The sequence below is a fragment of the Nitrospirota bacterium genome, assembly GCA_016178585.1.
Classification (GTDB): Bacteria; Nitrospirota; Nitrospiria; order JACQBW01; family JACQBW01; genus JACOTA01.
Genome location: JACOTA010000017.1, coordinates 1 through 26,823 on the forward strand (window position 1 = coordinate 1; position 26,823 = coordinate 26,823).

General features: G+C 46.8%; 26 protein-coding genes. 15 read left to right on the forward strand and 11 right to left on the reverse strand.

Annotation, left to right across the window (positions count from 1 at the left end; all coding sequences use genetic code 11):
• Positions 1 to 513 (reverse strand): GDP-mannose 4,6-dehydratase (locus HYR79_03015; GenBank protein ID MBI1820658.1); only part of this gene is annotated, 513 nt, incomplete at its 3' end.
• A 199-nt stretch (positions 514 to 712) separates the two neighbouring features.
• Positions 713 to 3,943: an EAL domain-containing protein gene (locus HYR79_03020; GenBank protein MBI1820659.1), complete on the reverse strand. Its 3,231-nt coding sequence runs from the start codon at positions 3,941 to 3,943 to the stop codon at positions 713 to 715.
• Between the two features lie 238 nt (positions 3,944 to 4,181).
• Here HYR79_03020 and HYR79_03025 point away from each other — a divergent pair, with 238 nt between their 5' ends.
• The 8 genes from HYR79_03025 (at position 4,182) to ubiE (ending at position 11,336) form a co-directional block, all read left to right on the forward strand.
• Complete coding sequence (locus HYR79_03025) at positions 4,182 to 4,493, forward strand: DUF190 domain-containing protein (GenBank protein MBI1820660.1); 312 nt, start codon at positions 4,182 to 4,184, stop codon at positions 4,491 to 4,493.
• A gap of 168 nt (positions 4,494 to 4,661) precedes the next feature.
• Positions 4,662 to 5,054, forward strand: a complete 393-nt coding sequence (locus HYR79_03030) for a helix-turn-helix transcriptional regulator (GenBank protein ID MBI1820661.1) — start codon at positions 4,662 to 4,664, stop codon at positions 5,052 to 5,054.
• Positions 5,051 to 6,439: a TolC family protein gene (locus HYR79_03035; GenBank protein MBI1820662.1), complete on the forward strand. Its 1,389-nt coding sequence runs from the start codon at positions 5,051 to 5,053 to the stop codon at positions 6,437 to 6,439. The genes HYR79_03030 and HYR79_03035 overlap by 4 nt, the downstream gene beginning before the upstream one ends.
• A gap of 4 nt (positions 6,440 to 6,443) precedes the next feature.
• Complete coding sequence (locus tag HYR79_03040) at positions 6,444 to 9,638, forward strand: efflux RND transporter permease subunit (protein MBI1820663.1); 3,195 nt, start codon at positions 6,444 to 6,446, stop codon at positions 9,636 to 9,638.
• A complete protein-coding gene (locus HYR79_03045; protein MBI1820664.1) occupies positions 9,628 to 9,804 on the forward strand; it encodes a DUF2892 domain-containing protein in 177 nt (58 codons plus the stop codon). The genes HYR79_03040 and HYR79_03045 overlap by 11 nt, the downstream gene beginning before the upstream one ends.
• Before the next feature lie 158 nt (positions 9,805 to 9,962).
• The gene (locus tag HYR79_03050; protein ID MBI1820665.1) at positions 9,963 to 10,361 is read left to right on the forward strand and encodes a DUF302 domain-containing protein; all 399 of its coding nucleotides are present in this window, start codon (positions 9,963 to 9,965) and stop codon (positions 10,359 to 10,361) included.
• Between the two features lie 37 nt (positions 10,362 to 10,398).
• Positions 10,399 to 10,539 (forward strand): hypothetical protein, encoded by a 141-nt coding sequence (locus tag HYR79_03055; protein ID MBI1820666.1) that lies wholly within the window; start codon positions 10,399 to 10,401, stop codon positions 10,537 to 10,539.
• 59 nt (positions 10,540 to 10,598) lie between these two features.
• Positions 10,599 to 11,336: a bifunctional demethylmenaquinone methyltransferase/2-methoxy-6-polyprenyl-1,4-benzoquinol methylase UbiE gene (gene ubiE / locus HYR79_03060; GenBank protein MBI1820667.1), complete on the forward strand. Its 738-nt coding sequence runs from the start codon at positions 10,599 to 10,601 to the stop codon at positions 11,334 to 11,336.
• A gap of 21 nt (positions 11,337 to 11,357) precedes the next feature.
• On the opposite strand, the gene HYR79_03065 is transcribed toward ubiE, so the two are convergent.
• Together HYR79_03065 and HYR79_03070 are read right to left on the reverse strand one after the other, a co-directional pair.
• Positions 11,358 to 11,825 carry a hypothetical protein gene (locus HYR79_03065; GenBank protein ID MBI1820668.1) on the reverse strand — a complete coding sequence of 156 codons (468 nt, stop codon included), beginning with the start codon at positions 11,823 to 11,825 and terminating at the stop codon, positions 11,358 to 11,360.
• Positions 11,822 to 13,231, reverse strand: a complete 1,410-nt coding sequence (locus HYR79_03070) for a diguanylate cyclase (protein MBI1820669.1) — start codon at positions 13,229 to 13,231, stop codon at positions 11,822 to 11,824. Before HYR79_03070 ends, HYR79_03065 begins: the two co-directional genes overlap by 4 nt.
• A 726-nt stretch (positions 13,232 to 13,957) precedes the next feature.
• On the opposite strand from HYR79_03070, the gene thiS reads away from it, so the two are divergent.
• From thiS to HYR79_03105, 7 genes are all read left to right on the forward strand, one after another.
• Positions 13,958 to 14,158 (forward strand): sulfur carrier protein ThiS, encoded by a 201-nt coding sequence (gene thiS, locus HYR79_03075; protein MBI1820670.1) that lies wholly within the window; start codon positions 13,958 to 13,960, stop codon positions 14,156 to 14,158.
• Complete coding sequence (gene cysK, locus HYR79_03080; GenBank protein MBI1820671.1) at positions 14,155 to 15,084, forward strand: cysteine synthase A; 930 nt, start codon at positions 14,155 to 14,157, stop codon at positions 15,082 to 15,084. Before thiS ends, cysK begins: the two co-directional genes overlap by 4 nt.
• 124 nt (positions 15,085 to 15,208) lie before the next feature.
• Positions 15,209 to 16,015 carry a molybdopterin-synthase adenylyltransferase MoeB gene (gene moeB, locus HYR79_03085; GenBank protein MBI1820672.1) on the forward strand — a complete coding sequence of 269 codons (807 nt, stop codon included), beginning with the start codon at positions 15,209 to 15,211 and terminating at the stop codon, positions 16,013 to 16,015.
• The gene (locus tag HYR79_03090) at positions 16,012 to 17,238 is read left to right on the forward strand and encodes a threonine synthase (protein MBI1820673.1); all 1,227 of its coding nucleotides are present in this window, start codon (positions 16,012 to 16,014) and stop codon (positions 17,236 to 17,238) included. The genes moeB (HYR79_03085) and HYR79_03090 overlap by 4 nt, the downstream gene beginning before the upstream one ends.
• A gap of 48 nt (positions 17,239 to 17,286) precedes the next feature.
• Complete coding sequence (locus HYR79_03095) at positions 17,287 to 17,802, forward strand: MoaD family protein (GenBank protein ID MBI1820674.1); 516 nt, start codon at positions 17,287 to 17,289, stop codon at positions 17,800 to 17,802.
• A gap of 104 nt (positions 17,803 to 17,906) precedes the next feature.
• Complete coding sequence (gene moeB, locus HYR79_03100) at positions 17,907 to 18,710, forward strand: molybdopterin-synthase adenylyltransferase MoeB (protein MBI1820675.1); 804 nt, start codon at positions 17,907 to 17,909, stop codon at positions 18,708 to 18,710.
• Positions 18,711 to 19,109, forward strand: a complete 399-nt coding sequence (locus HYR79_03105; GenBank protein MBI1820676.1) for a M67 family metallopeptidase — start codon at positions 18,711 to 18,713, stop codon at positions 19,107 to 19,109.
• Here the strand turns inward: HYR79_03105 and HYR79_03110 are convergent.
• The 7 genes from HYR79_03110 to HYR79_03140 form a co-directional block, all read right to left on the reverse strand.
• Positions 19,102 to 19,662: an SRPBCC family protein gene (locus HYR79_03110; protein ID MBI1820677.1), complete on the reverse strand. Its 561-nt coding sequence runs from the start codon at positions 19,660 to 19,662 to the stop codon at positions 19,102 to 19,104. The genes HYR79_03105 and HYR79_03110 overlap by 8 nt on opposite strands.
• 25 nt (positions 19,663 to 19,687) lie before the next feature.
• Positions 19,688 to 21,424 carry a cytochrome C gene (locus tag HYR79_03115; protein ID MBI1820678.1) on the reverse strand — a complete coding sequence of 579 codons (1,737 nt, stop codon included), beginning with the start codon at positions 21,422 to 21,424 and terminating at the stop codon, positions 19,688 to 19,690.
• A 57-nt stretch (positions 21,425 to 21,481) separates the two neighbouring features.
• The gene (locus HYR79_03120; GenBank protein ID MBI1820679.1) at positions 21,482 to 22,282 is read right to left on the reverse strand and encodes a hypothetical protein; all 801 of its coding nucleotides are present in this window, start codon (positions 22,280 to 22,282) and stop codon (positions 21,482 to 21,484) included.
• Between the two features lie 24 nt (positions 22,283 to 22,306).
• Positions 22,307 to 22,525 (reverse strand): ferredoxin, encoded by a 219-nt coding sequence (locus tag HYR79_03125; protein ID MBI1820680.1) that lies wholly within the window; start codon positions 22,523 to 22,525, stop codon positions 22,307 to 22,309.
• Positions 22,526 to 22,639: 114 nt separating this feature from the next.
• Complete coding sequence (locus tag HYR79_03130) at positions 22,640 to 23,872, reverse strand: NAD(P)/FAD-dependent oxidoreductase (protein MBI1820681.1); 1,233 nt, start codon at positions 23,870 to 23,872, stop codon at positions 22,640 to 22,642.
• Between the two features lie 10 nt (positions 23,873 to 23,882).
• Positions 23,883 to 25,607: a hypothetical protein gene (locus HYR79_03135; protein MBI1820682.1), complete on the reverse strand. Its 1,725-nt coding sequence runs from the start codon at positions 25,605 to 25,607 to the stop codon at positions 23,883 to 23,885.
• A 263-nt stretch (positions 25,608 to 25,870) separates the two neighbouring features.
• The gene (locus tag HYR79_03140) at positions 25,871 to 26,812 is read right to left on the reverse strand and encodes a hypothetical protein (GenBank protein MBI1820683.1); all 942 of its coding nucleotides are present in this window, start codon (positions 26,810 to 26,812) and stop codon (positions 25,871 to 25,873) included.
• Positions 26,813 to 26,823 lie beyond the last annotated feature (11 nt).

The window sequence follows — 26,823 nt, forward strand, 5'->3', positions numbered from 1 at the left end:
GATTTTGAGGCGGTGTTGGCGGTAATAATCGAAAAATAAGGTTTCCGCACACCGCTTCCCTTCGTCATAACAGGAACGAATCCCCACCGGGTTGACATGGCCCCAGTATTTTTCGGTTTGCGGATGGACCTCCGGGTCTCCGTACACCTCACTGGTGGAGGCCTGAAGGATTTTTGCTTTGACTCTTTTTGCAAGCCCCAGCATATTGATCGCGCCATGGACGCTGGTTTTGGTGGTTTGAACAGGGTCGAATTGATAATGGATAGGCGAGGCGGGGCAGGCCAGGTTATAAATTTCGTCCACTTCGACATAAAGAGGAAAGGTGACATCATGGCGCAGGACCTCAAAATGAGGGTTGCTCATGAGATGAAGGATATTTTCTTTTGTGCCCGTATAAAAGTTATCGACACATAAAAGATCGTGCCCGTCGGCCGATAACCGTTCACAGAGATGAGAGCCGAGAAAACCTGCCCCGCCTGTGACTAAAATCCGTTTCTGATTTAAATCTTTCATCGGTTTATCAGGATAATTAAGAAAATTCTTTTGTTAAAAATAGAGGTCGTGGAATTTAAGGAGGATTATACTTATATCGTTTGGGAAAATAAAGGTTTTGTTTAATCATCGAATGATAGAAAATGCGGTAAGCCAGATAAAAGGAGAATCAAAGCTGGAGATTTCAATTCATGAGGGAGAATTTAAATAGCGGAGGAGTCTAAAGGAAAACTGAGGCGTTATTGGCCTTAACAAGGTTGATAAACGCTTCCGGCGGAACCGCGGGACTAAACAAAAATCCCTGGAATTCGTCACAGGCGTGACTTTTTAAGAAGGCGAGTTGATCGGCGGTTTCCACCGCTTCAGCGATGACTTTGAGTTTTAAGCTTTTGGCCATGGCAATGATCGCCCACGCGATGGCCGCGTCGTCAGGGTTGGTGGTCACTTCCATCACAAATGAGCGGTCAATTTTTAAGGAATTGATCGGAAACCGCTTAAGGTAACTGAGGGATGAATAACCGGTTCCGAAATCATCGATTGAAATATCGATTCCCATATCGTGCAATTTATTCAGATTGATTATGGTTTCTTCCTTTTGATGCATCAAGACACTCTCCGTTAACTCCAATTCAAGATATTGCGGAGCGAGATCCGTCTCCTTCAGAATATTCCTTATTTTTTCAACCATCCCGGGGAGTTGAAAATAGAGCGCGGTGACGTTTGTAGCCACGCGTATCGGGGGCAACCCCGTCTCCTGCCAGGCTTTGTTTTGCGCGCAGGCCGTTTGTATGACCCATTCACTCATCGGAATAATCAACCCTGTTTCTTCGGCCAGAGGAATGAACGTTCCGGGCGGAATTATTCCTAACACAGGATGCTTCCAACGGATCAACGCCTCGGCGCCGGTTATCCGGCCGGTTTGGCAATCCAGAACCGGTTGATAATATAAAACAAATTCTTTCCGATCAATGGCGTGGCGAAGTTGATTTTCTAAAACCAGTTTGTCTGAGGAGTCCGAGCTCATTTCCTGCGAGAAAAACTGAAAATTATTTCTTCCCCTTTCTTTGGCCCGGTACATGGCGGTATCGGCGTGTCTGAGGAGAATTTCTTCGGTCTCCCCGTCGTGAGGAAAAAGACTGACTCCGACACTGGCCGTTATAAAACATTCGTGGCCGCCCACCTCAAAAGGTTTCGCAAGCCCTTCTACGATCTTTTGGCAGAGTTTTCTCGCGTCTTTCACCCTGGCAAGATTTTCAAAAATAAGGGTGAATTCATCTCCTCCCCAGCGGGAAACCGTATCGCTAATTCTGACATTGCTCTTCAACCTTTGGGCCACCGCCTGAATCGCCACATCCCCCAGCGTATGACCCAGGGTGTCATTAATCCGTTTAAAACGGTCTAAATCGATAAAAACAACGGCAACTGATTTCAGGCTTCGTTTAGCGTTGGCAATGGCGTTAGCCAGGCGGTCTGAAAAAATCGTTCTGTTGGGGATTTGGGTCAGGGGATCGTGGGTCGCCATAAAACTCATCCGCTCTTTGGCTCTTTTTCTTTCCACAATCCGTCCCAGCTGGGTTCCGATATGCGTCATGGCTTCCAACACCGATTCATCCGGGGACACCTTTTCTCTGGAAAAGAATTCCAATACCGCCACAACCTCTTGCTCAACCAACAAGGGGAACGCAAAACAGGTTTTAATTCCCGAGGCCTCCGCAGACAGACCCCGGGGAAATTGATTCAAAGGCAAGGGTAGAACCATCCATAGAGGAGCTCTATCTTCCAGAACTTTTCCCGGCAGCCCTTCCCCCGGTCTGAGGATGGTGTTTTCGGTCATCCGGCGGAATCCGGTGAATTGCAAAGGGTTGTCAAAATGCCAAATATTAGATGGGATCATCACGTTGCCACCGTTGTCGTTTTTGGTTAAATAAACATGGCCCATGGGCCAGCCGGTATGCTGACAGACCGCATCCACACAGATTTGCAAGGCTTCTTCAAGGGACGCAGATTCATTTGCCGCAACGGTAATGATATATAAAAGCTGGACGAAGGAATTTTTCTCTTTGATCACCTTTTCTGATTTTTTACGATTGGTAATATCTCTCGCAATCGCCGTGAAAAACGATTGCCCTGCGATTTTCCATCTACCCAGAGATAGTTCCACCGGAAATTCGGTCTGATCTTTTCTCATCGCGGTCGTTTCAATGACCTTACCGCTCCTGCGCGCCTTTTTAGTAAAAAGATGTTTTTCCAAGATAATCGCCCGGCTTCCCCTAAGTCGTTCGGAAATCAAGATATCGTAATATTTCCCGACAATTTCCTCTGAAGAATAACCTGAAAGGCGCACGGCCTCATCATTGACATAAACAACTTTACCGGAAAGGTCTGTTGAAATAATGGCATCCCTGGCAGTTTGGGAGATGGACCGAAATTTCCCTTCGCTCTCTTTCAACTCCACCGTCATCTTCATTGCCAGCTCTTCAGCCCGGGCTTGAGAATTGGCCGCTGACCAGGTCATGCCAAAGACCAGAAAGCTGATTATCGTGCCCGACAGTAAAATAAAAAGAGGGAACCTTGCTTCTAGCCCGGTATTAAAATCAGAAGGGGTTGAAAAATAGATCAGCCACTCTTCCCCGGCAACACCCAGAAAAACAGTCTTTTGATAGCGGCGTTGATAAAGAGGGTCACTCATATGCAAGACACCGTCCCGATCATAGAAGAAACGGGCGCTGTCAAGATTTAAGTTCCGGGAAGGCTCTTTTTCAACAGGACCGTTGTCATAGATTTCAAAATCGACTTCCCGGCTGTTATTCTCCTCGAAAATCGACCCCATCATATTGTCAACGGAAAGTGAAAAAGAAATAAAACCTAAAAGCGCGGCTCTTTTTTCGTCCCCGGTGCCGCGGGGCAAATCGTTTTTGAAGACTGGAATACGGATTGCAAACCCGGGTTTTTGGGTGATCTGCAAAGTTAATTTACCGGTCGCGGCGGCTTTTCCCGACGCGATGGCCCGGTCGAGCGCGGAGAGACGAACCAGGTCGCCGCCGAGATCGAAACCGAGTTTCCTTGTATTTTCTTTTTGAAAAGAGGTGGCATATAGTGTGGGAAAGTATTTTTCCCGGTTTCCTGCCGGATGGACCGTTAGCGTTTTGTTGTGGTAGATCTGTTGAATATGGGTTTCAAAATTCTTTTTTTCCTTTCCGGAGATAGTCCGGGCAAACGTCACATCCACAATTCCCGGAAGCCGACGTTCCAAATCAAGAGATTGGATATACCGGTTCCATTGTTCCAGGCTGATATCACCGGATACTCTAAACAATCCCCGGAGGTCGTAGAGGGTATCGATATAATCCTGGATATGGAGGTCAATTAAACGAGTGGTCTGATTCACCTGGTCCTCAAAAATGGCCCTCGATTCCTTTTCGATTTTTTGACGGGTATAAAACCAGGCCAAGATTGTTACAGCAAAGAAAAGCAAGAAGGCCGCGAAGGCAAGCTGTCTTGGTTTTAAGAGCCCGCCAAACCTTTTCAAAGAGGATGACTTTTTGAACGACTTTGTCATGGGTTATGTGTTTAAATAAAGCTTTCTTGTCATGAGGGTTATACTTAAGCGTAACATTGTTTCAGGTTTAGTCAATGCCGCCAAATCGATTTAATTTGAATCACCGGCAATCAAAAAAAGGATTAAAACTATGAAGGGAACCTATTTAAAATTTTACGTCCAGGAGTTTAGAAAACACCATGGGATCCTGCTTTATGAATGGCTTCTCGAAAAAGCCAAAGCAATAGGGATTCATGGCGGTTCGGCTTTTCGCGCGATTGCCGGCTATGGCCGCCACGGGGTTCTCCATGAAGCGCATTTCTTCGAGCTGGCAGGGAATCTCCCGGTCGAAGTCGTGTTCATGGTCAGCAATGAGGAGGCAGAACGCCTGTTAACGCTCATTAAAGCGGAAACGATTCCCCTATTTTACGTTAAAATACCGGCGGAGTACGGGATCCTTTAAAACAGGTCTCGCCAGACACCTTTCTTAACTTTTCCGGTCCAACCAACCGCACCCCTTCGGGGAAAAATAAAATTTACTTGCGTTTGGGGCTATTTTGTTTTATATTGTATATAAATATATAAACTAATGAATTTATGAATCAATAAATTTCTAAAAGGAAACCGTACCATGAAGGGATCTCCGATAAACGGCCAGACCAGGCGTCTTTATGAATTACAGGCTGAAATCTGTTCGGCCCTCGCTCATCCCATCAGGCTTCAAATTCTCGACCTGTTGTCCGAGGGAGAAAAAAATAGCAGTCAACTCCTTGAAATTTTAAAAATTCCAAAGGCGAACCTGTCCCAACACCTGTCGGTTTTGAAAGACGCCGGACTGGTCAATAGCCGCCGGGAAGGGCTTTTCCATTTTTTTAGCGTCGCAATTCCTCAAATTAAAGACGCCTGTTCCCTGGTTAAGAGGGTTTTGAATGAAAAATTAACCGAACAGGAGCGGATAGCGTTCGAGGTCAAACGCGATCTAAATGAAGCGCGGCTTTCGAAAAAAAAAGGGAGCATCCAATGAAGGCTGTAAGAACGTTTTTAACGGTTTTATGCCTGTCAGCATCGATAGCGGTCTGGCCTGTTTCGACAGAGGCCGAACCCCTCCCGGTTGAAGTTTCATTCCCCCGGCTCTGGGATCTGGTTCAGAAACATGCCCCCTCTGAACAGGCCGGGGAACTGGAATTAAAAGCTTTTCAGGCCGAACAAGAAAGAGCGATTCGCCAGGGGTATCCTCGCCTTTTTCTTGACGCGCGAGCCTTTTCAACCAATGATTCAGCCCTTTCCTTTATCTCCCTTTTAAATCAAAGGGAGATTCAATCCTCTGATTTTTCCCCCGATTTTTTAAATTACCCCGGGCACCAATTTTTTCAAAAGGCCACTTTAGGCCTGGATTGGCCCTTTTATGACGGAGGGGCAAAAAGATCGCGGATTGACTCTCAAGCAAAAGAGGTTCTTGCGAAAACCTTTGAGAAAAAAAACAGCCGCCTTCAGCTTTATCAGGAAACGGCTTCTCTTTTCGGTTCTGCCATGATCTTCGAGAAACAATCGGACTCTCTTGGAAAACTGTCAGAAACCGTCAACCGTAACCTGGAGCGCTACCGGATTGGCGTTAAGAGCAACCCGCTTGGCTATTCCGGACTGCTGGGCCTCAAAACATTGAAAAACAGGATTAATGAAGCCCTTCTGGAAAACGACGTCCACCGGGCTTCCGCAAAAAGCGCTCTTGAAGAAAAAGCGATGGAACTGCCCAGGTCGTGGAGCCCCCGCACAACGCCCGGAGACGGAGAGAGCATTGCGGATTTTGTTCGAATGTTTCTTCCGTCATCACCTGACAACGCAAAGGCGAGGCGCTCCGCCCAATCAGAAAAGCTGCAGGCCGAAGCAGAAGCCGCTGAAAAGCGGATTTTGGGAGAAAAGGCGGCCCGGCTCCCCCGGGCCGGGCTTTTTTCTGAAGCGTCTCTCGCGAACGGCAACAGAGACCTCGCCAGTTCCTATGTTCTCGGACTTTATCTTCGGTGGGATATTTTTTCGATGGAACCCTATAAAAAAGCGGAGCGGGCCGAATTAAACAGCCTCGCCATGAAAGCAAGGGCGGAAGATTTCCGTTTGAAAGAAAAAATTGATACCGAAAACGCAAAACGGTCCTCTGAGGCCCTGGAAAAACGGATTGCCCTGACCACCGAAAGCTCCCGGCTTCTCGAGGAACAAACCATCACCTCCCAAAAGCTTTTTTCAACCGGAGCGATTAATATGCTCCAGTTCCTCGAAGTGTTGAATCAGAATCTGGAGATAACCCTGAATTTGAACGACGCGGAAATAGCCTACCTTAACGAAAACCTGATCCGGATAAAAGGGACTGATTTTGAGATCCCTATCGCCTCAGCAGGGGGCCAAAGTGATCAATAAATCTATGAAAGAGGGATTTGCCGGTCTCCTGGCTAAAGCCTTTGTACACTCCAAACTGACGCCGGTTATCGCGATCATTAGCCTGGTTCTCGGATTTGGGGCCGTCTGGCTCACGCCCAAGGAAGAAGAGCCCCAGATTTCACTTCCGATGATTGATATTCAAACCGGGGCGCCCGGATTTGAAGCGGCGGAAGTCGAGCGGCAGGTGACCGAACCGATCGAACGGGCAGTCTGGGGACTGGACGGCGTCGAATATGTTTACTCTTCAAGCCGGGCCCACAGCAGTCTGGTCACGGTCCGGTTTAAAGTCGGGGAACCCATGGAACCCAGCCTGGTAAAAGTCCACCATAAGCTGTTGAGTATGCGAAACGATCTCCCCTCTTCCGCGTTACCCTCTCAAGTGAAGTCTTACTCGATCGACGATGTTTCTTTTCTCACCCTGACCTTTAGCTCACCCACCCGGGATGACTATTCTCTTCGCACCCTGGTCGCCCCGCTGGCACGGGAACTCTCAAGCACCCCCGATTTAAGCCGTGTCGAAATGCTCGGAGGGCAAAAGCGGTCAGTCCGGGTCATTGTAGATCCCGGCCAGCTGTCTGCCCGGGGGGTATCACTTACCGCGGTGGCCGACGCCCTGACGACCAATGACGCCTTCGGGCCTGCCGGAAAAACCTGGGGCAGAAAAATGGTTTACGACGTTGAAATCGGGAAACGTCCGGCAAAAGCCTCGGATATCGAAGAAATCGCAATCGGGCAGAGAGGCGGAAGGGTGATCCACATCAAAGATGTTGCCTCGGTGGTCGATGGCCCGGAAGAAGAGACCAAAGCCTCTCTTCTGATCGATAAAAAGCATGGGAGCACGCCGCAAAAAGCGGTTTCCATTGTTTTTGCCAAACGGAAAGGAACGAATGTCGTGGTCCTGGCCAATCAATTGCTGGAACGGGCCAAACTGTTTTCTAAAACCCTTCCCCCCGATATTTCGATGACGACCGTCAGAAATTTCGGCGCCACCGCCGCGGACAAATCGAAAGAATTGATCGAACATCTTCTTCTTGCCACTTTATCGGTGACGGTCCTCATCGCCATCATGATGGGCATAAGGGCCTCTCTGGTCGTCGCCATTGCCATTCCGGTCACGCTCTCTTTGACCCTCGCGATTTATTATTTTATGGGCTATACGCTGAATCGGGTTACCCTTTTTGCTTTGATTTTTTCAATTGGAATTCTTGTGGACGATGCCATTGTGGTCGTCGAAAATATCGAACGCCATTTAAAATCAGGGGCCAATGACGGGATGACACGGACCATTATCCGGGCGGTGTCTGAAGTCGGCAATCCGACCATCCTGGCGACTTTTACGGTGATTGCGGCCATTTTACCGATGGCGTTTGTCCGAGGCCTGATGGGGCCTTATATGAAACCGATTCCGGTTGGCGCCAGCCTGGCCATGATCCTCTCTCTCCTCGTGGCTTTTATCATTACCCCGTGGGCGGCGGTAAAACTCCTTCGGAAGGCGCATGCGCCAAAAGAGGACGCTCCTCCGTCCAATTCCGGGAAAGAGGGTTTCCTCGACCGGTTTTATCGAAGCGTTACCGAAAGAATCCTCTCTCAACGGCGGTACGCCGCCGGTTTTGCCCTTTTGATCGCCGTCTTGTTTTTGGCCGCCGGAAGTCTCTTATATTTCAAAGCCGTTAAAGTCAAAATGCTCCCCTTTGACAATAAAAATGAGTTCCAGATTTTAATAGACTACCCCCCGACGACCCCTCTGGCGCAAACAGCCGTTTGGTCAACCGAGCTTGCCCAAACCCTCATTCAAAACCCGGAGGTTAAACGGGTCCAGATCTACACCGGCGAACCGGCCCCCTTTTCTTTTTCGGGAATGGTCAAACATACCTATCTGCGCCACCAGGATTTTCTAAACGATTTTCAAATTCTTCTTACCGATAAAAACGAAAGAAAAGACTCGAGTCACGAAATCATTGAAAGTCTAAGACCGCGGATCTCCGCCTTTGGGAAATCAAAAAACGCGGTGATTAAAGTCCTGGAGATTCCACCCGGACCTCCCGTTCTGGCCACCCTGGTTGCGGAAATTTACGGCCCGACGGAAGCGATCCGGAGAGAGGTCGCCCAAAACGTCTATCAGGTTTTTCAGGAAGAACCAAGTGTGGTTGACCTGGATTTTTCCTGGCGGCCAGGCCGTCCCCGGCAGATTTATTTTTATGATCAGGCCAGAGGGGGCCTGTTCGGAACCCGTTCAGAACAGCCTCTGGAATTGGGAAAATATATCTTTTCAGAAACGCCCTTGCTTTATCTGGATGACTTTTCCAGTCCGGAAGAGGTTTCGATCGACTTGTCGATCGATCCCGCGATCCGGTCGGGCAGCCATCCCTTTCAGGGAGAGACGATCCGTTCTTTTGAATCGGGCGTTGTTCCCATGAGCCAGGTTATTCGTCCTCCTGTTTTGCGTGATCAGGAAACGCTTTTCCGAAAAAATTTAAAACCGGTTTCTTATGTCATGAGCGAGCTTTCGGGAAAGGAAGAGGCCCCCGTCTACGGCGTTTTAAAATTGTCTCCTAAAATTCATTACCCCACTCAGACAGCGGACGTTCCGTGGGATACGGCCTCCCCGGTGGTCAAATGGGATGGAGAGTGGTTTATTACCTACGAGGTCTTCCGGGACCTCGGCATGGCGTTTGCTTTTGTCATGGTTTTAATTTATGTGCTGGTCGTCGGATGGTTCAAAAGTTTCTCAGTCCCCCTGGTGATCATGGCTCCGATCCCCATCAGTTTAATCGGCATCCTGCCGGGGCATGCGCTTATCGGCGCTTTCTTTACCGCCACTTCGATGATCGGCTTCATCGCCGGCGCTGGGATCATTGTGAGAAACTCAATTATTCTGGTCGATTTCATCGAACAACAGATCCAGTCGGGCGCCCCTCTTAAAGAAGCGGTGGTCAGCGCCGGAATTTTAAGGTTCAGACCGATGCTCATGACGGCCGCGGCGGTCGTCGTTGGGAGTTCTGTCATTCTTTTCGACCCGATTTTTCAGGGACTCGCCATCAGCCTTATTTTCGGCGAAATTGCCGCAACCCTTTTGAGCCGCCTGGCGGTTCCCGTTCTTTACTACTGGTTTATCGGTAAAAGCCGTGTCCGGTTTATTTTAAACAACCAACAGGAAGGAAGAAATCATGTCCATTGAAAATAAAATTCGCGCTTTCGCGGGGGGAATGATCCTCCTCAGCATTGCACTGACCCTTTTGCATTCTCATTACTGGCTCTTCTTAACCGGGTTTGTAGGAATCAATCTCCTGCAATCAAGTTTTACCAGATTCTGCCCGCTTGAGATGATTTTGAAAAAAGCCTGAGAAACGAAAAATTAAAAAGGGAAGATTTTTGCATTTGAATGCCGGTCTGTGGCAGACTAATTCCAGGGAATTTATCGATGATTGAACCTCATCACCATGCGAAGATTTATCCTTATCTGGTGATGGCTTACAACGTTAAATAAAAAGGAGGCCTATCCATGGCAAAACAAGATTACGGTATCCGGAAAACATTAAACACCTCTTACGAGGACGCAATCCCGAAAGTGACGGAAGCCCTAAAAAAAGAAGGGTTCGGTATTTTGACCGAAATTAATGTTAAGGAGACTTTGAAGAAAAAACTTGATAAAGATTTTAAGAAATATCTGATCATGGGAGCCTGCAATCCTTCTTTGGCCTACCAGGCGCTCTCTGTGGAAACCGAAATGGGGCTCCTTCTCCCCTGCAACGTCATCATTTTCGAAACGGGACCCAATCAAACCGTGGTTTCCGCGCAAGACCCGGATGTCTTTCTTTCAATCGTAGGAGATAAAAAGGAATTGGCTGCCGTCGCGAAAGAAGCCCGGGAGCGCCTGGCCAGGGTGATTGCCTCTCTTTAATCTTCGTTAGCCGGGGTCAGGGGAGGAGGGTGTAGGAATGGGGCGTGCGCCAAACAACGCTCCAAGAGAAAACCACCTGCCTGAAACGTGCCTCATGAACGTTTCAGGCCATTGTAAATACGACAGGGAGACAACTCCGGAAGACGCTTTGACCTGTGACGGAACCCTCCTCCCCTGACCCCGGAGCCATTTCTTTCTTGACTCTTGGGGTTAATAAATGTTACCCATAGTCCCCTTATGGCCTTTTCCGCTAAAAATCCTAAAAAATACTCTCTCGATAATAAAGAAAAAAGCGTTCAGAGAATGTTCTCCTCAATCGCGGGAAAATATGACCTGAATAACACCCTTCTCAGCCTCGGGATCCATCATTACTGGAAGAAGAGAGTCGTCCAGATGGCCCGGCTTCCCGAAAAAGGGGTCATTTTGGATATCGCCTCCGGAACAGGGGATATTGCCATCGGACTTTCGAGGGTAAAAAAAGGGAGTAAAATCGTTGCTTCGGATCTGAATTGGGAGATGCTTAAGGTCGGATCCCGTAAATTTGTTTCCAGGGGACTTGCCTCTCGAATTTCACCCGTTTTGGGAAATGCCGAAATGATTCAGTTTAAAGACCATTCTTTTGATCTGGTGACGGTGGGTTTTGGCTTAAGGAATTGCACAGACCTTAAGAGCGTTCTCAATGAAGTTTTTCGGGTTTTAAAACCGGGCGGACAATTTATCTGCCTGGAATTTTCAAAACCTGCCCGTCTTTTTTGGAGGAAACTCTACGATTTTTATTCCTTTATTTTTCTTCCAAAAATAGGACAATGGGTTTCGAGGGATCAAACGGGGGTCTATCAATATCTCCCCGATTCTATTCGAAATTTTCCTGACCAGGAGACCTTTAAGACGCTGATCAAAGAGGCGGGGTTTAAAAACGCGGCGTATCAGAACCTAACGGGAGGAATCGTCGCCATTCATACGGCCTATAAATAAAGACCCTCGCAACGATCAGGGTTACTTGATTCCCCGTTGTTTCTTTTCCACTTCGATATCGATATCCACCAGTTTTCTGATATCTTCTTTTAATTTGTCATTTTCAGTTTTCTTGGTTAAATACTGGTCGAGGATAAAAACCCAGTTTGAGGCGTCTTCCCTTATTTGACTTTGGGGAAACCGTTTAACAAAGATTTGAAATTCAATTAAAGCCTCCGGGTAGTCTCGCTTCGGATTCTTATAAAAAGCAAGGGTCCGCCCGATCTGAAATTGCGCGGTTTCCGCGATATTCTTTTGTCCGCTTTTCGATAATTTCCGATAAAGGGAGGCGGCCTCGCCGTATTTTCCCTCTTCGAAGAGCGTTTTTGCTTTTTCAAGTTCGGCTGACCCGTCCGGGGGCGCATCGAGGGTGAACGACGGAAAGGCCGCGCACGACGCCAGCGGGAATAAGATTAAAAGGAAAATGATCGGACGAAGGCGCACGATCAAGTTCTCCTCTGGTCTATCACATAAATGCTTTTCGGAAAAGTTTTAGCGTAATGCTTCAATTGCGCGGCCTGCTCCGCGATTTTTTCGACGTTTAGAAAATTTCTTTTCTCATTTGTCACGACCGCGATCGATACGGTCATCAATGGGAAATTCTGTTCAACGTCTTTTCGATCTTTTGCCACAATATAACCCCTCCGTCGATCCGCTTCATCATAGTAATGGGGAATCGTCTGATCGAACTCAGAAATGATTTTCTGACATAAAAGATGAACCCGGGCAGGCTCGGTAATCAAAACAAAATCATCTCCGCCGATATGCCCGACAAAATCGTCCTTTGGGAGGAAGGATTGAACGGTTTTCACCAGGATGCCGGCCACGACCGTTAAAATTTCACTTCCCCTTGCATAACCGTAGGTGTCGCCGAAGGCTTTAAAGTTATCCAGATCGATTAAACAAAAGGCCAGGGGACTTTTATTTTGTAACCGTTTTAACAGCTCTCTTTCAATCGCAAGATTACCCGGGAGCCGGCTCAACGGATTGGCATCCAGATGAATGGCTTCAAGCTCTTTTAGCCGTTCTCCCATCACCTTGAACGATTTATCCAGCTCACCCATTTCGTCTTCGGACAAAAACATCGGAAGACCTTCATACGTTCCCCTTGAAATGAGTTGAGTCGTCTGCTTGATCTGTTTGATCGTGCTTGAAAAATAAGAGGTCACCACAAAGGCAAACCCCAAACCCAAGAATAAACTGGCAACGCATAAAATGACCAGGGTATAAAGGGACCGCTGATTGAGGGAATTGATAAAGACTATCTTTTCTTTTTCCGAGGTCATTAAGTTTTCTTTGAGAGATTGAATCAATCGAACCACCGCGTCTCCTCTGGCATTCAACTGCTTTTCATCCGTCAGAAATTTGGGGCTTGCCGCGGCCTTTTCGGAAACCGCCCTGGAAAAAAAAGCGAGGTACTGATCATAGACTTTTCTAATGAGTCCGACCTCTTCATCAACGCCTTTTCCCTGGATTTCGTCAAGATATTTTTTAAATTCTTCCGCCCTGGAGAAAAACTGCTGTTCGCTGGTTTCGTTTCTTAAAACAAAATAACGTTTTTCAAAATTACTTTGGGCCGTTAGACTTTCAAGCATTTTTTCGCTGGTATAAATCAGAGGAATTCCGGCATTGATAATTTTGCTGCTGGTATTGCTCAAGGTATTGAGCTGTATGATCGCATAAGCTCCAATCATGATACTCAACAAAATGACAAGGATATAACTTACAAATAATTTATTTGATATGGAAAGCTTCAATCTCACTTGATTCACAAGGGTTATTTTAGAAATGTTACATAGAAACCGCGATTTGTCAAACCACCGGAATTCCACCTGATTTCTTTTTTCCAGATTCACAGATTTTGATCCAACTACAAGATCTTGTGGTGATTATAAATTATTAACTATATATTGTGGATAATTTTTTAAGAGAAGCATTTTGGGATCAAAAAAGTTAAAAATTTTAAAAATTTCATAACTTATTGTTTTTTATAATTAATTGAAGGCTATTTTTTAGGCACTCTGCGAGTTAAAATTAAATACGAGGATTTTTTCCTGGCATTTAATAATTTATTCACAATTTATCCACAAAATTTGTGGATATCCAAAAACAGCGATAGAAGCATCTCCTGGATTCCCGCTCCCCGCTTAAAGCATGCGGGGGACAAGCTTCGATGCCGGGAATGACGAAAAAAAGCTCTCAGGACTTGCATAGAACCGTCATCCCCGCGCAAGCGGTCTTACTTCGACCATTCCACAATCCGTCACGGGTATCCAGTCCTTTCCGACCAAACGGGTGAACATCCCACTTTGCTTAAAACCATCACGGCAGAGAGATTTTAAGTCTTCTTCAATTCCTATCTCTCTCCTGGGTTCTGCCCAAGAACAGCGATAGGATTTGTAACTCCTTGTTTTGCCTGTCATCGCGAGCGCCCGCAGGGTGCGTGGCGATCTCGGTTCACGATGGCGAGATTGCTTCGCTTCGCTCGCAATGACAACTTTCTATCGCTGTTCCTGGATTTTTAATATCTTCTTCTTTTTGGCCGTTCCCAAGCCTTTTTTTATTTAAATGGAGCGTTTTAAATGCGATTGAAAATTAACGGAAAATTTGAGGAATTTGGAAAAGGGACCGTTCAGGACCTCTTAATCTTAAAAAAAATAGAACCCCAGATGGTTTCGGTTGAATTAAATTCAAAAATTCTCGAAAAAAGCGAGTTTGAAAAAGCCTCCTTAAGCGATGGTGATGTGGTCGAATTTCTTTTTTACATGGGAGGAGGAAAATGAAACTGTCCTCTTTTCAAGATGTTACACAGGCAATTGGGAACACTCCGATTGTTAGATTAAGCCGTTTAAGTGAAAAAGGGAAAGGAACCGTTTTCGGAAAAGCAGAGTATTTAAATCCTGGCGGGAGCGTCAAAGACCGGATCTGCTTAAATATGATCAATGAAGCTGAAAAAAAAGGTCTTTTAAAACCCGGGGGAACGATTCTGGAACCCACCAGCGGGAATACAGGAATCGGCCTGGCTCTGGTTTCAGCGGTTCGCGGTTATAAAGTTATCCTCGTCATGCCCGAAAGTATGAGTCAGGAGAGAGTCAGTTTGTTATCTTCTTACGGCGTAGAATTAATTCTGACCCCCGCTTATGAAGGAATGCAAGGCGCGATTAAAGAAGCTCAGGAAATCCTTGCTAAGAATCCGGATTATTATATGCCCAATCAGTTTGCCAACAGCGCCAACCCGGAAATGCATCGGAAAACAACCGCTGTAGAGATTTGGAACGATATGGATGGGCAGATTGACGCTTTCGTTGCCGGGGTCGGCACAGGAGGAACCATAACGGGGGTAGGCGAAGTTCTTAAATCAAAAAACCCCAAAATTCAGGTCATCGCGGTCGAACCCATAACCTCCCCGGTTCTTTCGGGAGGCATGGCGGGACCTCATAAAATACAGGGGATTGGCGCGGGATTTATCCCGCCCGTTTTAAACCGCAAAATTATCGACCGGGTGGTTACGGTTTCAGATGATGACGCTTACCGGACCTCTAAACGGGCGGCCAAGGAGGAAGGAATGCTGGTGGGAATTTCGGCTGGCGCCAATGTTTTTGCCGCTCTTCAAATCGCCCGCGAGATAGGACCCGATAAAAAGGTTGTTACAATCTTATGCGATACCGGCGAACGGTATATTAGTATGGAAAAATATTTTAATATATAAAAATTGATACCCAGCTCGCAAAGCGAGCGTGGAGCATCCGAGCTAGCTTTGGGAGCGGTTCCACAGCGGACAGATGCTTCTAATCAAAGGGGCGACGTGAGCCCCTAAAATAGAAAAGAATACGATGTTTGAATTTACCGAAGACCAAATTAAAAGATACAGCCGCCACATTCTTCTTCCGGAAGTGGGCGGAAAAGGGCAGATCAAGATTTCACAGGCCAGGGTTCTCATTGTCGGAGCCGGAGGACTGGGCTCTCCGGCGGGGCTTTACCTTGGAGCCGGCGGGATCGGAACCATCGGGATTATAGATGGCGATCTGGTCGAATTAAGCAACTTACAGCGCCAGGTCATTCACCACACCCCGGATGTGAACACGCCAAAGGTCTTATCCGCCAAACGGAAAATCGAAGATATTAATCCTGACGTTAAAGTGGTTCCCTACCATGAGAAACTGACGGCCAGGAATGCCCTCGAAATCTTTAAGGAATATGACGTGATTCTCGACGGGACCGACAGCTTCAGCTCAAAATTTCTGATTAACGACGCCGCTTATTTCAGTAAGAAACCGTTCGTTCATGGCGGGATCTTTCGGTTTACCGGCCAGATGATGACCGTCTTGCCGGGCGAGTCAGCCTGTTATCGTTGTGTTTTTAAGGAACCGCCTCCGGACGGCCTGGTTCCTTCGTGTCAGGAGGCGGGAGTGCTCGGCGGGCTTGCGGGCGTTATCGGAACCCTTCAAGCCACAGAGGTGTTTAAAATCATTTTAAAGGCAGGCAATCTCTTAACTAACCAGTTGATGACACACGACGCGCTTCAAATGAGGTTCAGAAAAGTCCGCGTTCCGAAAAATCCTCGCTGTCCCCTTTGCGGTGAAAATCCCGAAATTACTCATTTGACTGAAACCGAGCAACGCGTGTGTCAGACAAAATGAAGATTAAAGGCCTTAAATGCCGCGAGTGCGGAAAGGGTTATCCCGCCAAAGCGATCCATGTCTGTGAGTTTTGTTTCGGCCCTCTGGAGGTCGACTATAACTATGACTGGATTAAAAAGAACTTTTCGAAAGAAAAAATTAAGTCGGGTCCTTTGAGTCTTTGGCGGTATATTGACCTTCTCCCCGTCGAGGGAGAAGCTACCATTGGCCGGCATGCCGGCCTCACTCCGCTAATTGAAGCAAAAAATCTGGGAGCAAAGCTGGGTCTCGACTATCTTTATATTAAAAACGACACCGTCAATCACCCTACCCTGTCTTTTAAAGACCGTGTGGTGGCGGTGGCCCTGACCCGTGCCAAAGAATTGGGATTTGATACGGTCGCCTGCGCTTCGACCGGCAATCTTGCTAATTCCGTTTCAGCCCATGCGGCAGAAGGCCGTTTTAAAGGGTATGTTTTTATCCCCTATGACCTGGAATCGGCCAAGATCCTCGGAAACCTCATTTACGCCCCTACGGTTATCGCGGTGAGGGGGACCTACGATGATGTTAACCGGCTTTGCAGTGAAATCGCCAGCGAATATCCCTGGGCTTTTGTCAATATCAATATCAGACCCTATTATGCGGAGGGGTCCAAGACCCTGGCTTTCGAAACCGTGGAACAATTGGGATGGAACGTCCCCGATCAGGTTGTTGTGCCGATCGCGTCCGGGTCACTCTTAACCAAAATATCAAAAGGGTTAAAGGAATTCGAAAAGATGGGAATCGTCGGTCCCGTCAAGACCCGAATTAACGGGGCCCAAGCCGAAGGGTGTTCTCCGGTCGCAACGGCCTTTAGAGATAAAACCGACTTTATTAAACCGGTCAAACCGAAAACCATCGCGAAATCGCTCGCAATCGGGAACCCGGCCGACGGGTATTATGCTTTGAAAACCGTCAATGAATCGGGTGGACAAATCGAAATGGTCAATGACAAGGAGATTGTCGAAGGCATTCAACTTCTGGCAAAAACGGAAGGTGTTTTCGCGGAAACCGCAGGCGGGGTCACCATCGCTGTCCTCTGCAAGCTCGTTAAACAGGGGGCCATAAAAAAACAGGATGTCACTGTGGTTTATATTACCGGAAATGGATTAAAAACTCAGGAAGCGGTGGCGGATGCCCTGGACCATCCGATAGAAATCGAACCCTCATTAACCGCTTTTGAAAAGCGATTTAAATTTAAATAATGACGGATTGTGGAATAGTCGTAGTTAGACTGAAAGGACCCTCTTTACATGGCAATTAAAATCAAAATACCGACTCCGCTTAGAAAAGTCACGCAGGGGGCGGGAGAAATCGAAATTTCGGGTAAAAACATTGATGAAATCATTGACCTGCTGGAAAAGAATTATCCTGGAATTAAAGACCGTCTTTGTGATGAATCGGGTGAATTACGCCGGTTTGTCAATATTTATGTCAATCAGGAAGATATTCGTTTTATGAACGGAAAGGAAACCTCTTTAAAAGACGGCGATGAAGTCTCCATCGTCCCCGCTATTGCGGGAGGGGCGCAAAAAAGTCTGAAATTTCATATCACTTTTCCGGAACAAAAAATTAAAGAACCGGTCATTTATCAAATTGGAAAAGAGTTCCAGGTCGTTACCAATATCCGAAAGGCCGATGTGAATGAAAAAACCGGGTGGATGGATCTCGAACTTATGGGAGAAATCGAGGAGATCGAAAAGGCCGTCATGGCTTTAAAGAAAAAAGGGATTACGGTCGACCCGATTGAACGGGATATTATTGAATAAAATAAGCGAAACAGCTGGCTTGGCCAGTGCGGAGCGCGGGGTTCGGGGGCATCGGAGAATGCGAAGCATCGTACGGGCCCCTGAATATAATAAGGCATCGAAAAATGAATTTAACCGACAGTCAAATCGAACGGTATAGCCGTCACATCATCCTCCCTGAAATCGGGGGAAAAGGGCAGGAAAAGCTCTTTAAAGCCAGAGTTTTTTGCATCGGAGCTGGAGGACTTGGCTCCCCGGTCGCGCTATATCTGGCCGCCGCCGGCGTGGGAACGATTGGAATTATCGATGACGACACGGTCGATCTTTCGAACTTGCAAAGACAGATTCTTCATTCAACCAAAACGGTTGATACCCACAAGGTGGATTCCGCCCGGGCGACCTTAACAGCGCTTAATCCTGACGTTCAGATCAATTCCGTCCGGGGAAGAATTTCTTCGGAAAACGTCATGGAACTCATTAAGGACTATGATATCGTCCTCGATGGGTCTGATAATTTTCCTACCCGGTTTTTAATCAATGATGCCTGTTTCTTTTTGAAGAAGACTTTAATTTCCGGAAGCATTTTCCGGTTTGAAGGGCAGTTGACCAAACTTAAAGCGCACGTCGATGATAATCCCTGCTATCGGTGCCTTTATCCTGAACCTCCTCCTCCCGGGATGATTCCGAGCTGTCAGGAGGCAGGTGTTTTGGGCGTTCTCGCGGGAACCATCGGGATTCTTCAGGCCACAGAAGCGATCAAAGAAATTTTGGGAATTGGAGAATCTCTCTCGAAAAGACTGCTCATTTACGATGCTTTGGATATGGATTTTAGAGAGGTGAGAACTAAAAAAGACCCCGGGTGCGTGCTTTGCGGACCGAATCCAAGAATCACCAAACTCATAGATTATGACCAGTCCTGCACCCTCTAAATGCTGAAAATTCCGAAAGCGATTCAGGAAGCCCTATTTATCCAGGCTTTGCAGGAAGACCCGCTAGAATGCTGTGGTCTTTTGGCAGGTAAAGACGAGCGGGTCACCCACCATTATCAGGTTAAAAACGCCGATAAAAGCTCCACCACCTATTTAATGGAACCCCGTGAACAGCTTTGGGCTTTTACCAATATGCGGCACAATCAGCTTGATCTGCTGGCCATTTACCACTCGCACACCCATACCCCCGCCTATCCGTCCGCTACCGATACCCGGCTTGCCTATTATCCCGACAGCCGCTATCTCATTATCAGTCTGCTTAAAAAAGATGCCCCCCACATGAGAATCTTTCGAATGATCAATGAGGAGGTTAAGGAAGAAAGTTTTGACATCATTTAGGTGTTAGATCCGCGGCCCGTTCTGAAATCAACAAAAGCTGTTCCGGAACTTCACGCTCAAGCGCGCGCAGAACGATCCATCGCGGAACATAGAAATCTGGTTTAAACTTAAGCCTGTAGATTAATCGGGTGACGCTCCCTTCCTCCATCGGTTGTAAAACCCACTTCCCGGAAAAGAGTTCCATATTCCCGCCTGTTTGATAAAAAGCAATTTCATCAAACGGCTTTTCCAGCACATTGAGTTTAACGTTAATCTTTTTCCAAAAAAACAAGAACCGGGTTTCCGTGGTTTGCTCAATGACAATTTTTTCTTCAGTTCTTTGGAGCACCCGGCTGGTTTCCATTTGAGGCGACACTTCAGTTAAATGATCGTAGTCGGTTAAAAGCGCCCATACCTTTTGAGGACTTGAGGGGATATCGACCGAGGCCATAAGGGTGATGGGCCAGTCAGCCTGAATAATTTCTAAACGCACCTTTTGAAGATCATTTGCGTTCGCAAAATTGTTCATGGATAAAAAAATCACGAAAGTGGAAGCCAAACAGAGTTTCAGCATTTTTTTTCAATTCATCTCATTTTCCCTACGGCCGGGGATCTTTTTTAATGACTTTAAATCCAACCTCACTATGGCAGATTTCACACCGGAATCCCAGTTCTCCGTCATGAATGTCATCTGGTTTATGACAGGAAACACACACTCTGGAAGTTTTTTTCACAAACAGGGCCTTCGTGTGGCATTCGGTGCAGTCAACGCCGCGGTGCTTATCCAGGAGCGCGTATCCGGTCTCTTTAAGATGATCAAAATCGTCTCTTTCCCAGGTTTTCGCGGTATGGCAAAATTCACATTTTTTTCCAAACATGCCTTTGTGATAATCATCTTTTTTATGGCAATTGAGACAGATCTTTGACGTATCTTTAAATAGCTGGGTCTTATGACAAAGCGCGCATTTCGTCTCGATATGCTTCCCTTCCAGCTGAAAATCAGTCTTTTGATGGTCGAATTTCTTAACATCTTTCCATGACCTTTCATTATGACATTTTTCGCAGGTCTGCCCCAGCTTTCCTTTGTGTTTATCGTCTTTGGTATGACAGGACGAACAGGCCACCGGAACCTTAAACTCATCTTTGGCATGGCATTTTACACACGACACCGGAATATGTTTCCCGATGAGCGGATATTTCGTTGTCGAATGATCGAATTTTATTTGTTTCCACTTTTCAGCCACAAGATGACATCGGTCGCAATCCTGACCGGCTTTCCCTTTATGTTCGTCCTCCTTCTTGTGGCAGTCGAAACAGACCTTGGAAGTTTCCTTCACCTGAGGCGTTTTGTGGCATTTTAAACAGTCCACTTTTTGATGGACGCTGATAAGTTTAAATTCAAATTTATTATGGTCAAAGGCTGGTTCCTTCCAGGTCTTTGCCGAGTGGCAGGTTTCGCATTTTTTTCCGAGTATTCCTTTGTGTTTGTCTTCTTTGAGATGGCACCCGATACAGGTTTTGGGTGTCTCTTTAAATTTATTCTCTTTGGTATGGCATTTTTCGCACTTGACCGCCTGATGCTTCCCTTCCAGCGGAAAATCGGTCTTGTCATGGTCAAATTTAATTTTTGGCCAGTCTGTCGCGGAATGACATCGTTCACACTTTTCTCCCAGGGCCCCCTTATGTTTATCCTCTTTTTTATGGCAGGAGATGCAGGTCGTCGGGGTCTTTGCGAAATTATCCGGGGTATGGCATTTATCGCATTTTACGGGGACATGTTTTCCTTCCAACGGGAATGTTGTCGTCCCATGGTCAAATTTAATCTCCTTCCAGGTCCCCGCGTTATGGCACTTTTCACACGACTTTCCCAATCCCCCCTTATGTTTATCCTCTTTGACATGGCACGAAATACAATCGTGAGGCGTCTCCCGGTATTTGGGTTTTAAATGGCAATCCTTGCATGGAGCTGGTTTATGTTTTCCGTCGAGCTCGAAACGGGTTTTATGATGGTCGAACACGCCAGTATCAAACTGAATCAGCTGGCTCGCTTTCCCTTTATGCTCCTCGTGGCACGACTCACACCTGGAGGAATCAATTTTTCCATGAAACCCATTTTTTTGTTCGACATCCCTTTTTGTTTCCTTATGGCAGACAAGGCATTTATCAAAAAAAAACTTTCTACCCAGGGTATGACATTCCAGGCATTTTCCCTCCACCTTTTCATGGAGCGAAGAAACGTCTCCCGGCATGATCCCTTTCAGGATGTCAAAACCATAAGCCGGCTGAAGGCTCGACAAAAAAAACCAGAGGATGAGAAGAAACCGGATGTTTGCCATTGTTTTTTAGAATTTTAAACGGAAATTATCGTAGAAAAAGATGAGAAGAGCAAGACCTTAAAAAATCATCACCGCGACAACATGGACAATAAAGGTTAACAAAAGAAGCCAAATAAAAGGAACATGAAGATTGTGCCAATATGAAAAAAGCCTGGTGGTCACTTCCAGGGCAGAAATTTTTTTTTCAAGGCTGATTCGCCTGACCAGGGCGCTTTCAACCGAGTCCGGCGATGCGACAGATTTCCTTTGCTTGAGGTGCTGTTTTACCTGTTTTCTGAGTTTTCCTTCCAACCAATCCGTATGCATCATAACATACAGCGATTTAAAAAGGCCACTGGACTGCTGATTTTCTCTCAAACCAAAAAATTTTGTAATGGTGTCCAGAATTTTTTGCGAATCTGAGAAATATTCTTGAATTTTCTCATTTAGCTGATCCGCTTCTGCGCTCATTTCCTGCCGGGTGGCCCTTTCACCTGACAGGGAAAATTGAAAATGCCGGTAGATATATCTTCCGACTACCCCGCTTCCGACAACAATCAGCATGGCGTAATAAGCGATTCCGGAATTGGGCGCTTCGATTGAAAACGCGCTATGATAAACAACCAGTAAAGGCCCGATCAGGCAAAATAGAATATGGGCTTCCAGCCAATATTTAATTTTTCCGACTTTTTTGAAGGCTTTGACCCTCTTGCGGATTACATAGCCGGTGGCTCCGATGAACATCATCGCCGAGCCGATGATCCCGATAAGATGCGGAATGAAGTCTCCAGAGTTAAACGGGTGGGACTGGAAATAAACCGGCAGGCCGATCGCCAGCCCGCAGCCCGCGCTAAAGAATATAAATTTAAGCAGTTTCATTCCGCATCATCAGGTTAACAGGGTTTATTTTTTGGGGGGATAGATTCTTTTCGGACCATCCCAAACAGAAATCACCTGAACCGGGCAATCCTTTGCCGCTTGAACCACGTCATCCATAAACTCTGAACTGACATCGGCGCTCAGGACTTTCGCCTTTCCACCTTCCACTTTAAATACGTCAGAGCAGAGCGATTCACAGCTCCCGTTTCCAATACATCCATTTTTATCGATATCGACTTTCATTTTTTCCTCCATTTATATTATATTCAGGGGCCCGTCCGAAGCTTCGCTTTTCCGATGCCCCCGAACCCCGCGTTACGCACCGGCAAAGCCGGTTGCTTCACTTATTTTACATTTTTATAAAAAAGAATCTAATTCATAATCGATATTTTCCAAATTAGATTCTTTCGGATTGACCGGAACTTCTTTCTGGATCAACTGCATAATGGGGCGCATTTCATGGCTTCGGTTAATGAGAGTCGCTCCCTTTATTCTCCCGTTTCTGATAAATAGCCTGACGTAACCCTCATCTTCCGGAGAGCCTCTTCGAATAATATCGGTTCCAGAAACATTCGCGGTCTCTCCGACAAACCCGATGCTAAGGCCAAAAATACGGATCGCGTAGTTGCTGATAGCGCGATAGACCTGGCGATCCCCTGCCATATTCGCCCCGGCTATTTTTCCTTGCTCGATGGCGTTAACCCAATTTCCGAGTTGACGGTGTTTTTGATATTTCACGTCATAAAACTCAGCGACGTCGCCGGCCGCGTAAATATTGGAGTCGGTTGTTTTTAAGGTCTCGTCGGTTAAAACTCCGTTTTTAACCTCAATCCCTGACGTTTCAATGAACGGATGAAGTGTTGAAATCCCTATTCCAATTCCCAGAAAATTACAGTCATAACGCCTTTTCGGATCTAATGTGATCCCCTGAATTTTCCCGTTTCCCATGATCGTTTGAATCTGACTCTGAAAATGGACAATGACCCCTTTTTCCCGCAAAACGCGCTCAACCATTTTGGAGGAAGCCTCATCGAGCGACTGGGGCCAGAACTGACTATCCATCAGGACGAGAACCGTTTCCAGTCCGTACCGGATTGAACATCGCACAAGCTCCAAACCGATGTAGCCGCCGCCCAGGACAACGGCGTTCTTCGATGTCCCAAGGGCTTCTCTAATCCGTTCGGCATCTTCGATCGTGCGAAAAGAATATATCCCCTCCTTTTCAGGCTCTCCAAACCGGGGCCTTCTGGCCGCCCCTCCGGTTGCCAGCAAAAGCTTGCCGTAACGAATCTTCTTTCCGTTTTTTAACCCGACCGAACAATCGCGGGGAGACAGCGAGACGACAGGGGTTTCCCGGAGCAGGTCAATTCTCTGGTCTCGATACCATTTTTCTTCCTTGATAAATACTTTTTCTCTTGGGATGGACCCTGCGATGTAGTCGGGTAAACGGACACGGGAATAGAGGCAATTCGCGTCGTCGGTCACGATCATGACGCTCCCGTCAGAGCGCTCGCGAATCGTTTCCGCGGCGGTCGTCCCGGCCACTCCGCCTCCCAGAATCAGATAATCAACTTTCAAATTGGAAGTCATAATGTCCACCTCAAAATGGAATCGATATACTCGTCCGGGTTTGTATCATCGTTGTCATATCAGAAGAAGCACTGTTGTTTTCCATGGTATATTCTGCTTCAAGGCTTGCTTCCACCCCGTTTTGAAACGACTTTCTCACAACAAAACCGGGCACAACTCTTTTGGCCCTGGAAGTTGAAAAAGAAAAATACTCTCCCCGGACTTTTAATCCTCCCTGCATCCCGTTGGTCCATGTTTTTGACAATATTCCGACGCCGGTTAAATTTATAGAATCGGTGCCCCTTTGGAACGAAAGAAGAGCATTTCCTGTCTCCCCAAAATGGAGGGAATCTCTTTCATTTAAAAAAATCGAAATTCGATCTGCCGACTTTTCAGCTTGTGCAAGCGGAAAGGTCATGACATGACTCCCCAGGTCGACAGGATTGTATAAAGTCCGCCCCGCTCGAAAATCTGAACGCCACTTTTCAGTAAAGTCCACGGTAAGCCCCAGGCCGTAATCCAAAGTGGTGGTCGTATTGTTCAATGCCAGATGTTGAATCTCTTCTCTTGTCCTGGTTTGTTGAAGGATTTCCAGGGAACCGATCGGAAGCGCAGGAGGGGGGGGAGATGCCACCGAGAGGTCATTCAAGGCGGTGTCATAATCTAAAAATGGATTTTTTCGATATTCAGCCGACGCGGAATAACGGATATTCGAATGGGCATAATCCATACTGATCAATATATCGTTAAATCGATTAAAGTCAATGTCCCGGTCAATGACTGTTGTGATATTAAGGTCATTATTCAACCAGTACCCGTTTAGACCCACCGCCTTTCGGGTAGAGAAATTTTGAAAAAACTCCTCGGTAAAAAAAAGTTTTCCGCCTAAATGATAAAAATCAATAACCGATAAATAAGTCTCATAAAATTTCCGGTTGGTTTGAATTTCAAAAAGATTGTTTTTAAAAATATCGACCGGGAAACCCGCGCCGGTATTCAAAGTGAGGGGGGTTAATGGCACAGGGAAAGCCATCGCTAATCCGTCGAACCGGTTAAACAAGGTATTGCCGGAACCGGGCTGTCTTCCAAACCGCAGATTGGAGAAAATCGAAAAATTATTCTCTTCCACATAGAGTTTGGAAATCCGGGTTTTATCATTATTATTGTTGATAAACTCGTTTGTGTTGGTTCCGGAAAAATAGACCCGTACGTCCGGTCCCGCTCCTTTCCTCCATCGTAAATCGAGAAACTCGCTCAACCGGCTCTGCGTCGTCCTTGAAGGGGAAGGCGTGAATAAATCATCATATAAATAATCAGTTGTAAAGGTTCCGGAAAACTGATCAGGCCGACTCGGTTTTCGAGCAGGAGCTTTTCGGGCCTCCGTTTTTTTCAGCGTTTCTTTCCCGTTCTTCTGCGCGTCGGGGGGAGGCTCACTCTGTGTATTAAGCAGAGCCAACCGCTCCTGGGCTTCCCGCCGATGGCGGCCGGAAGGATAACTCCGTAGAAATAAGCTATACTGTACCATGGCCGCGGATCGAGTATTTGTTTTTTCGGCAATTTGGGCCAGATACCATTGAGCTTCTTCTATTTCCGGGGACCCGATTTTTGTCTCAATAAGTTTTGTAAAGACTGCCCTGGCTTTGAGATAGTTTTTTCGTTGGAAGCTATCAATCCCTTCCGAAAGTTCAGGCGAATTTGTCCGGGAATGAAAAAGAGCGTTTCCTAAGGAGCATCCGGGCAATAAAAAAAAAACCATTAAAATAATTAAATTTCTTTTTAAAATAATTCCCCCTTTTTAGCGAGATAAAATGTAATTTAAATCTAGCAGAAATCGAGTTGCTGACAAGCATCTTTGGGTGAACGAATTTGCCAAACATAAGTCATTTTCGATTGATCTCCCACACTCGAATTCATATAAAACAGTATCTATTTTGTCATTTGAGTGATTATTTCCGGAGTTGCATTTAGATGAAAAGTTAGAGCTTCGCCTCTAAAAAATGCGAAGCTCTAACTTTTTAATCAAAAGTGGTAGCCGGCATGTTCATGACAATTCGAACAGGTCGCGTTAGCGGCAAGTGATGTCGCCAGCGTTGGACCAACTTGATGCTCGCGTGGACCGGGATATTTATAATTTCTTTTATGGCAGTTCGCGCAGGAGCCATAGGTCGTTCCATCCCGGTATATGGCGCTCGAAAACGTCGTCGAGTGACAGGTTCTACAATCAAGCCCTGAATGGCCTCCAATGAGTTTAGGATTATTATGGTTGGCGTAGCTCGCCGGAATCCACGCGGTGGTCCTATGACATTGGTCGCAGGAAAGGTTTGTCGCCAGGTGCGTTGCGGGTTTTCCTGTCGCCGTGGTGCCGTGGCAATTGGTACAGGTCCCTGGCATCACTTGAGCCGTGGTATGGTTAAACGCCGCGCCGGTAAAGGTGGTCGTCGATGTATGACAAGCACTGCAATCTTGACCCAAAGCAGTCGCGATATGGTTTGCCGGTTTAAAGACAGCTCCTACGGTATTCCCCTGGGCATGACAGGTCGAGCACAATGCCACGATACCGGTATGTCTCATTGTCCACGTCGTAAAACTGGTCGTACTGGAATGACAACTGCTGCAATCGTTGCCATTTAAATTGTTATGAACCACGTCGTTCTTCGGCGCCATTCCGGTTCCACCACTTTTATGGCTTCCTGTAATCCCCGTATGGTTATAGCCAGCGCCGGTAAAGGTGGTCGTCGATGTATGACAGGCACTGCAATCTTGGCCCACAGCAGTCGCGACATGGGTTGCCGGTTTAAAGACAGCTCCTACGGTATTCCCCTGGGCATGACAGGTCGAGCACAATGCCACAATACCGGTATGTCTCATTGTCCACGTCGTAAAACTGGTCGTACTGGAATGACAACTGCTGCAATCGTTGCCATTTAAATTGTTATGAACCACGTCGTTCTTCGGCGCCATTCCGGTTCCAC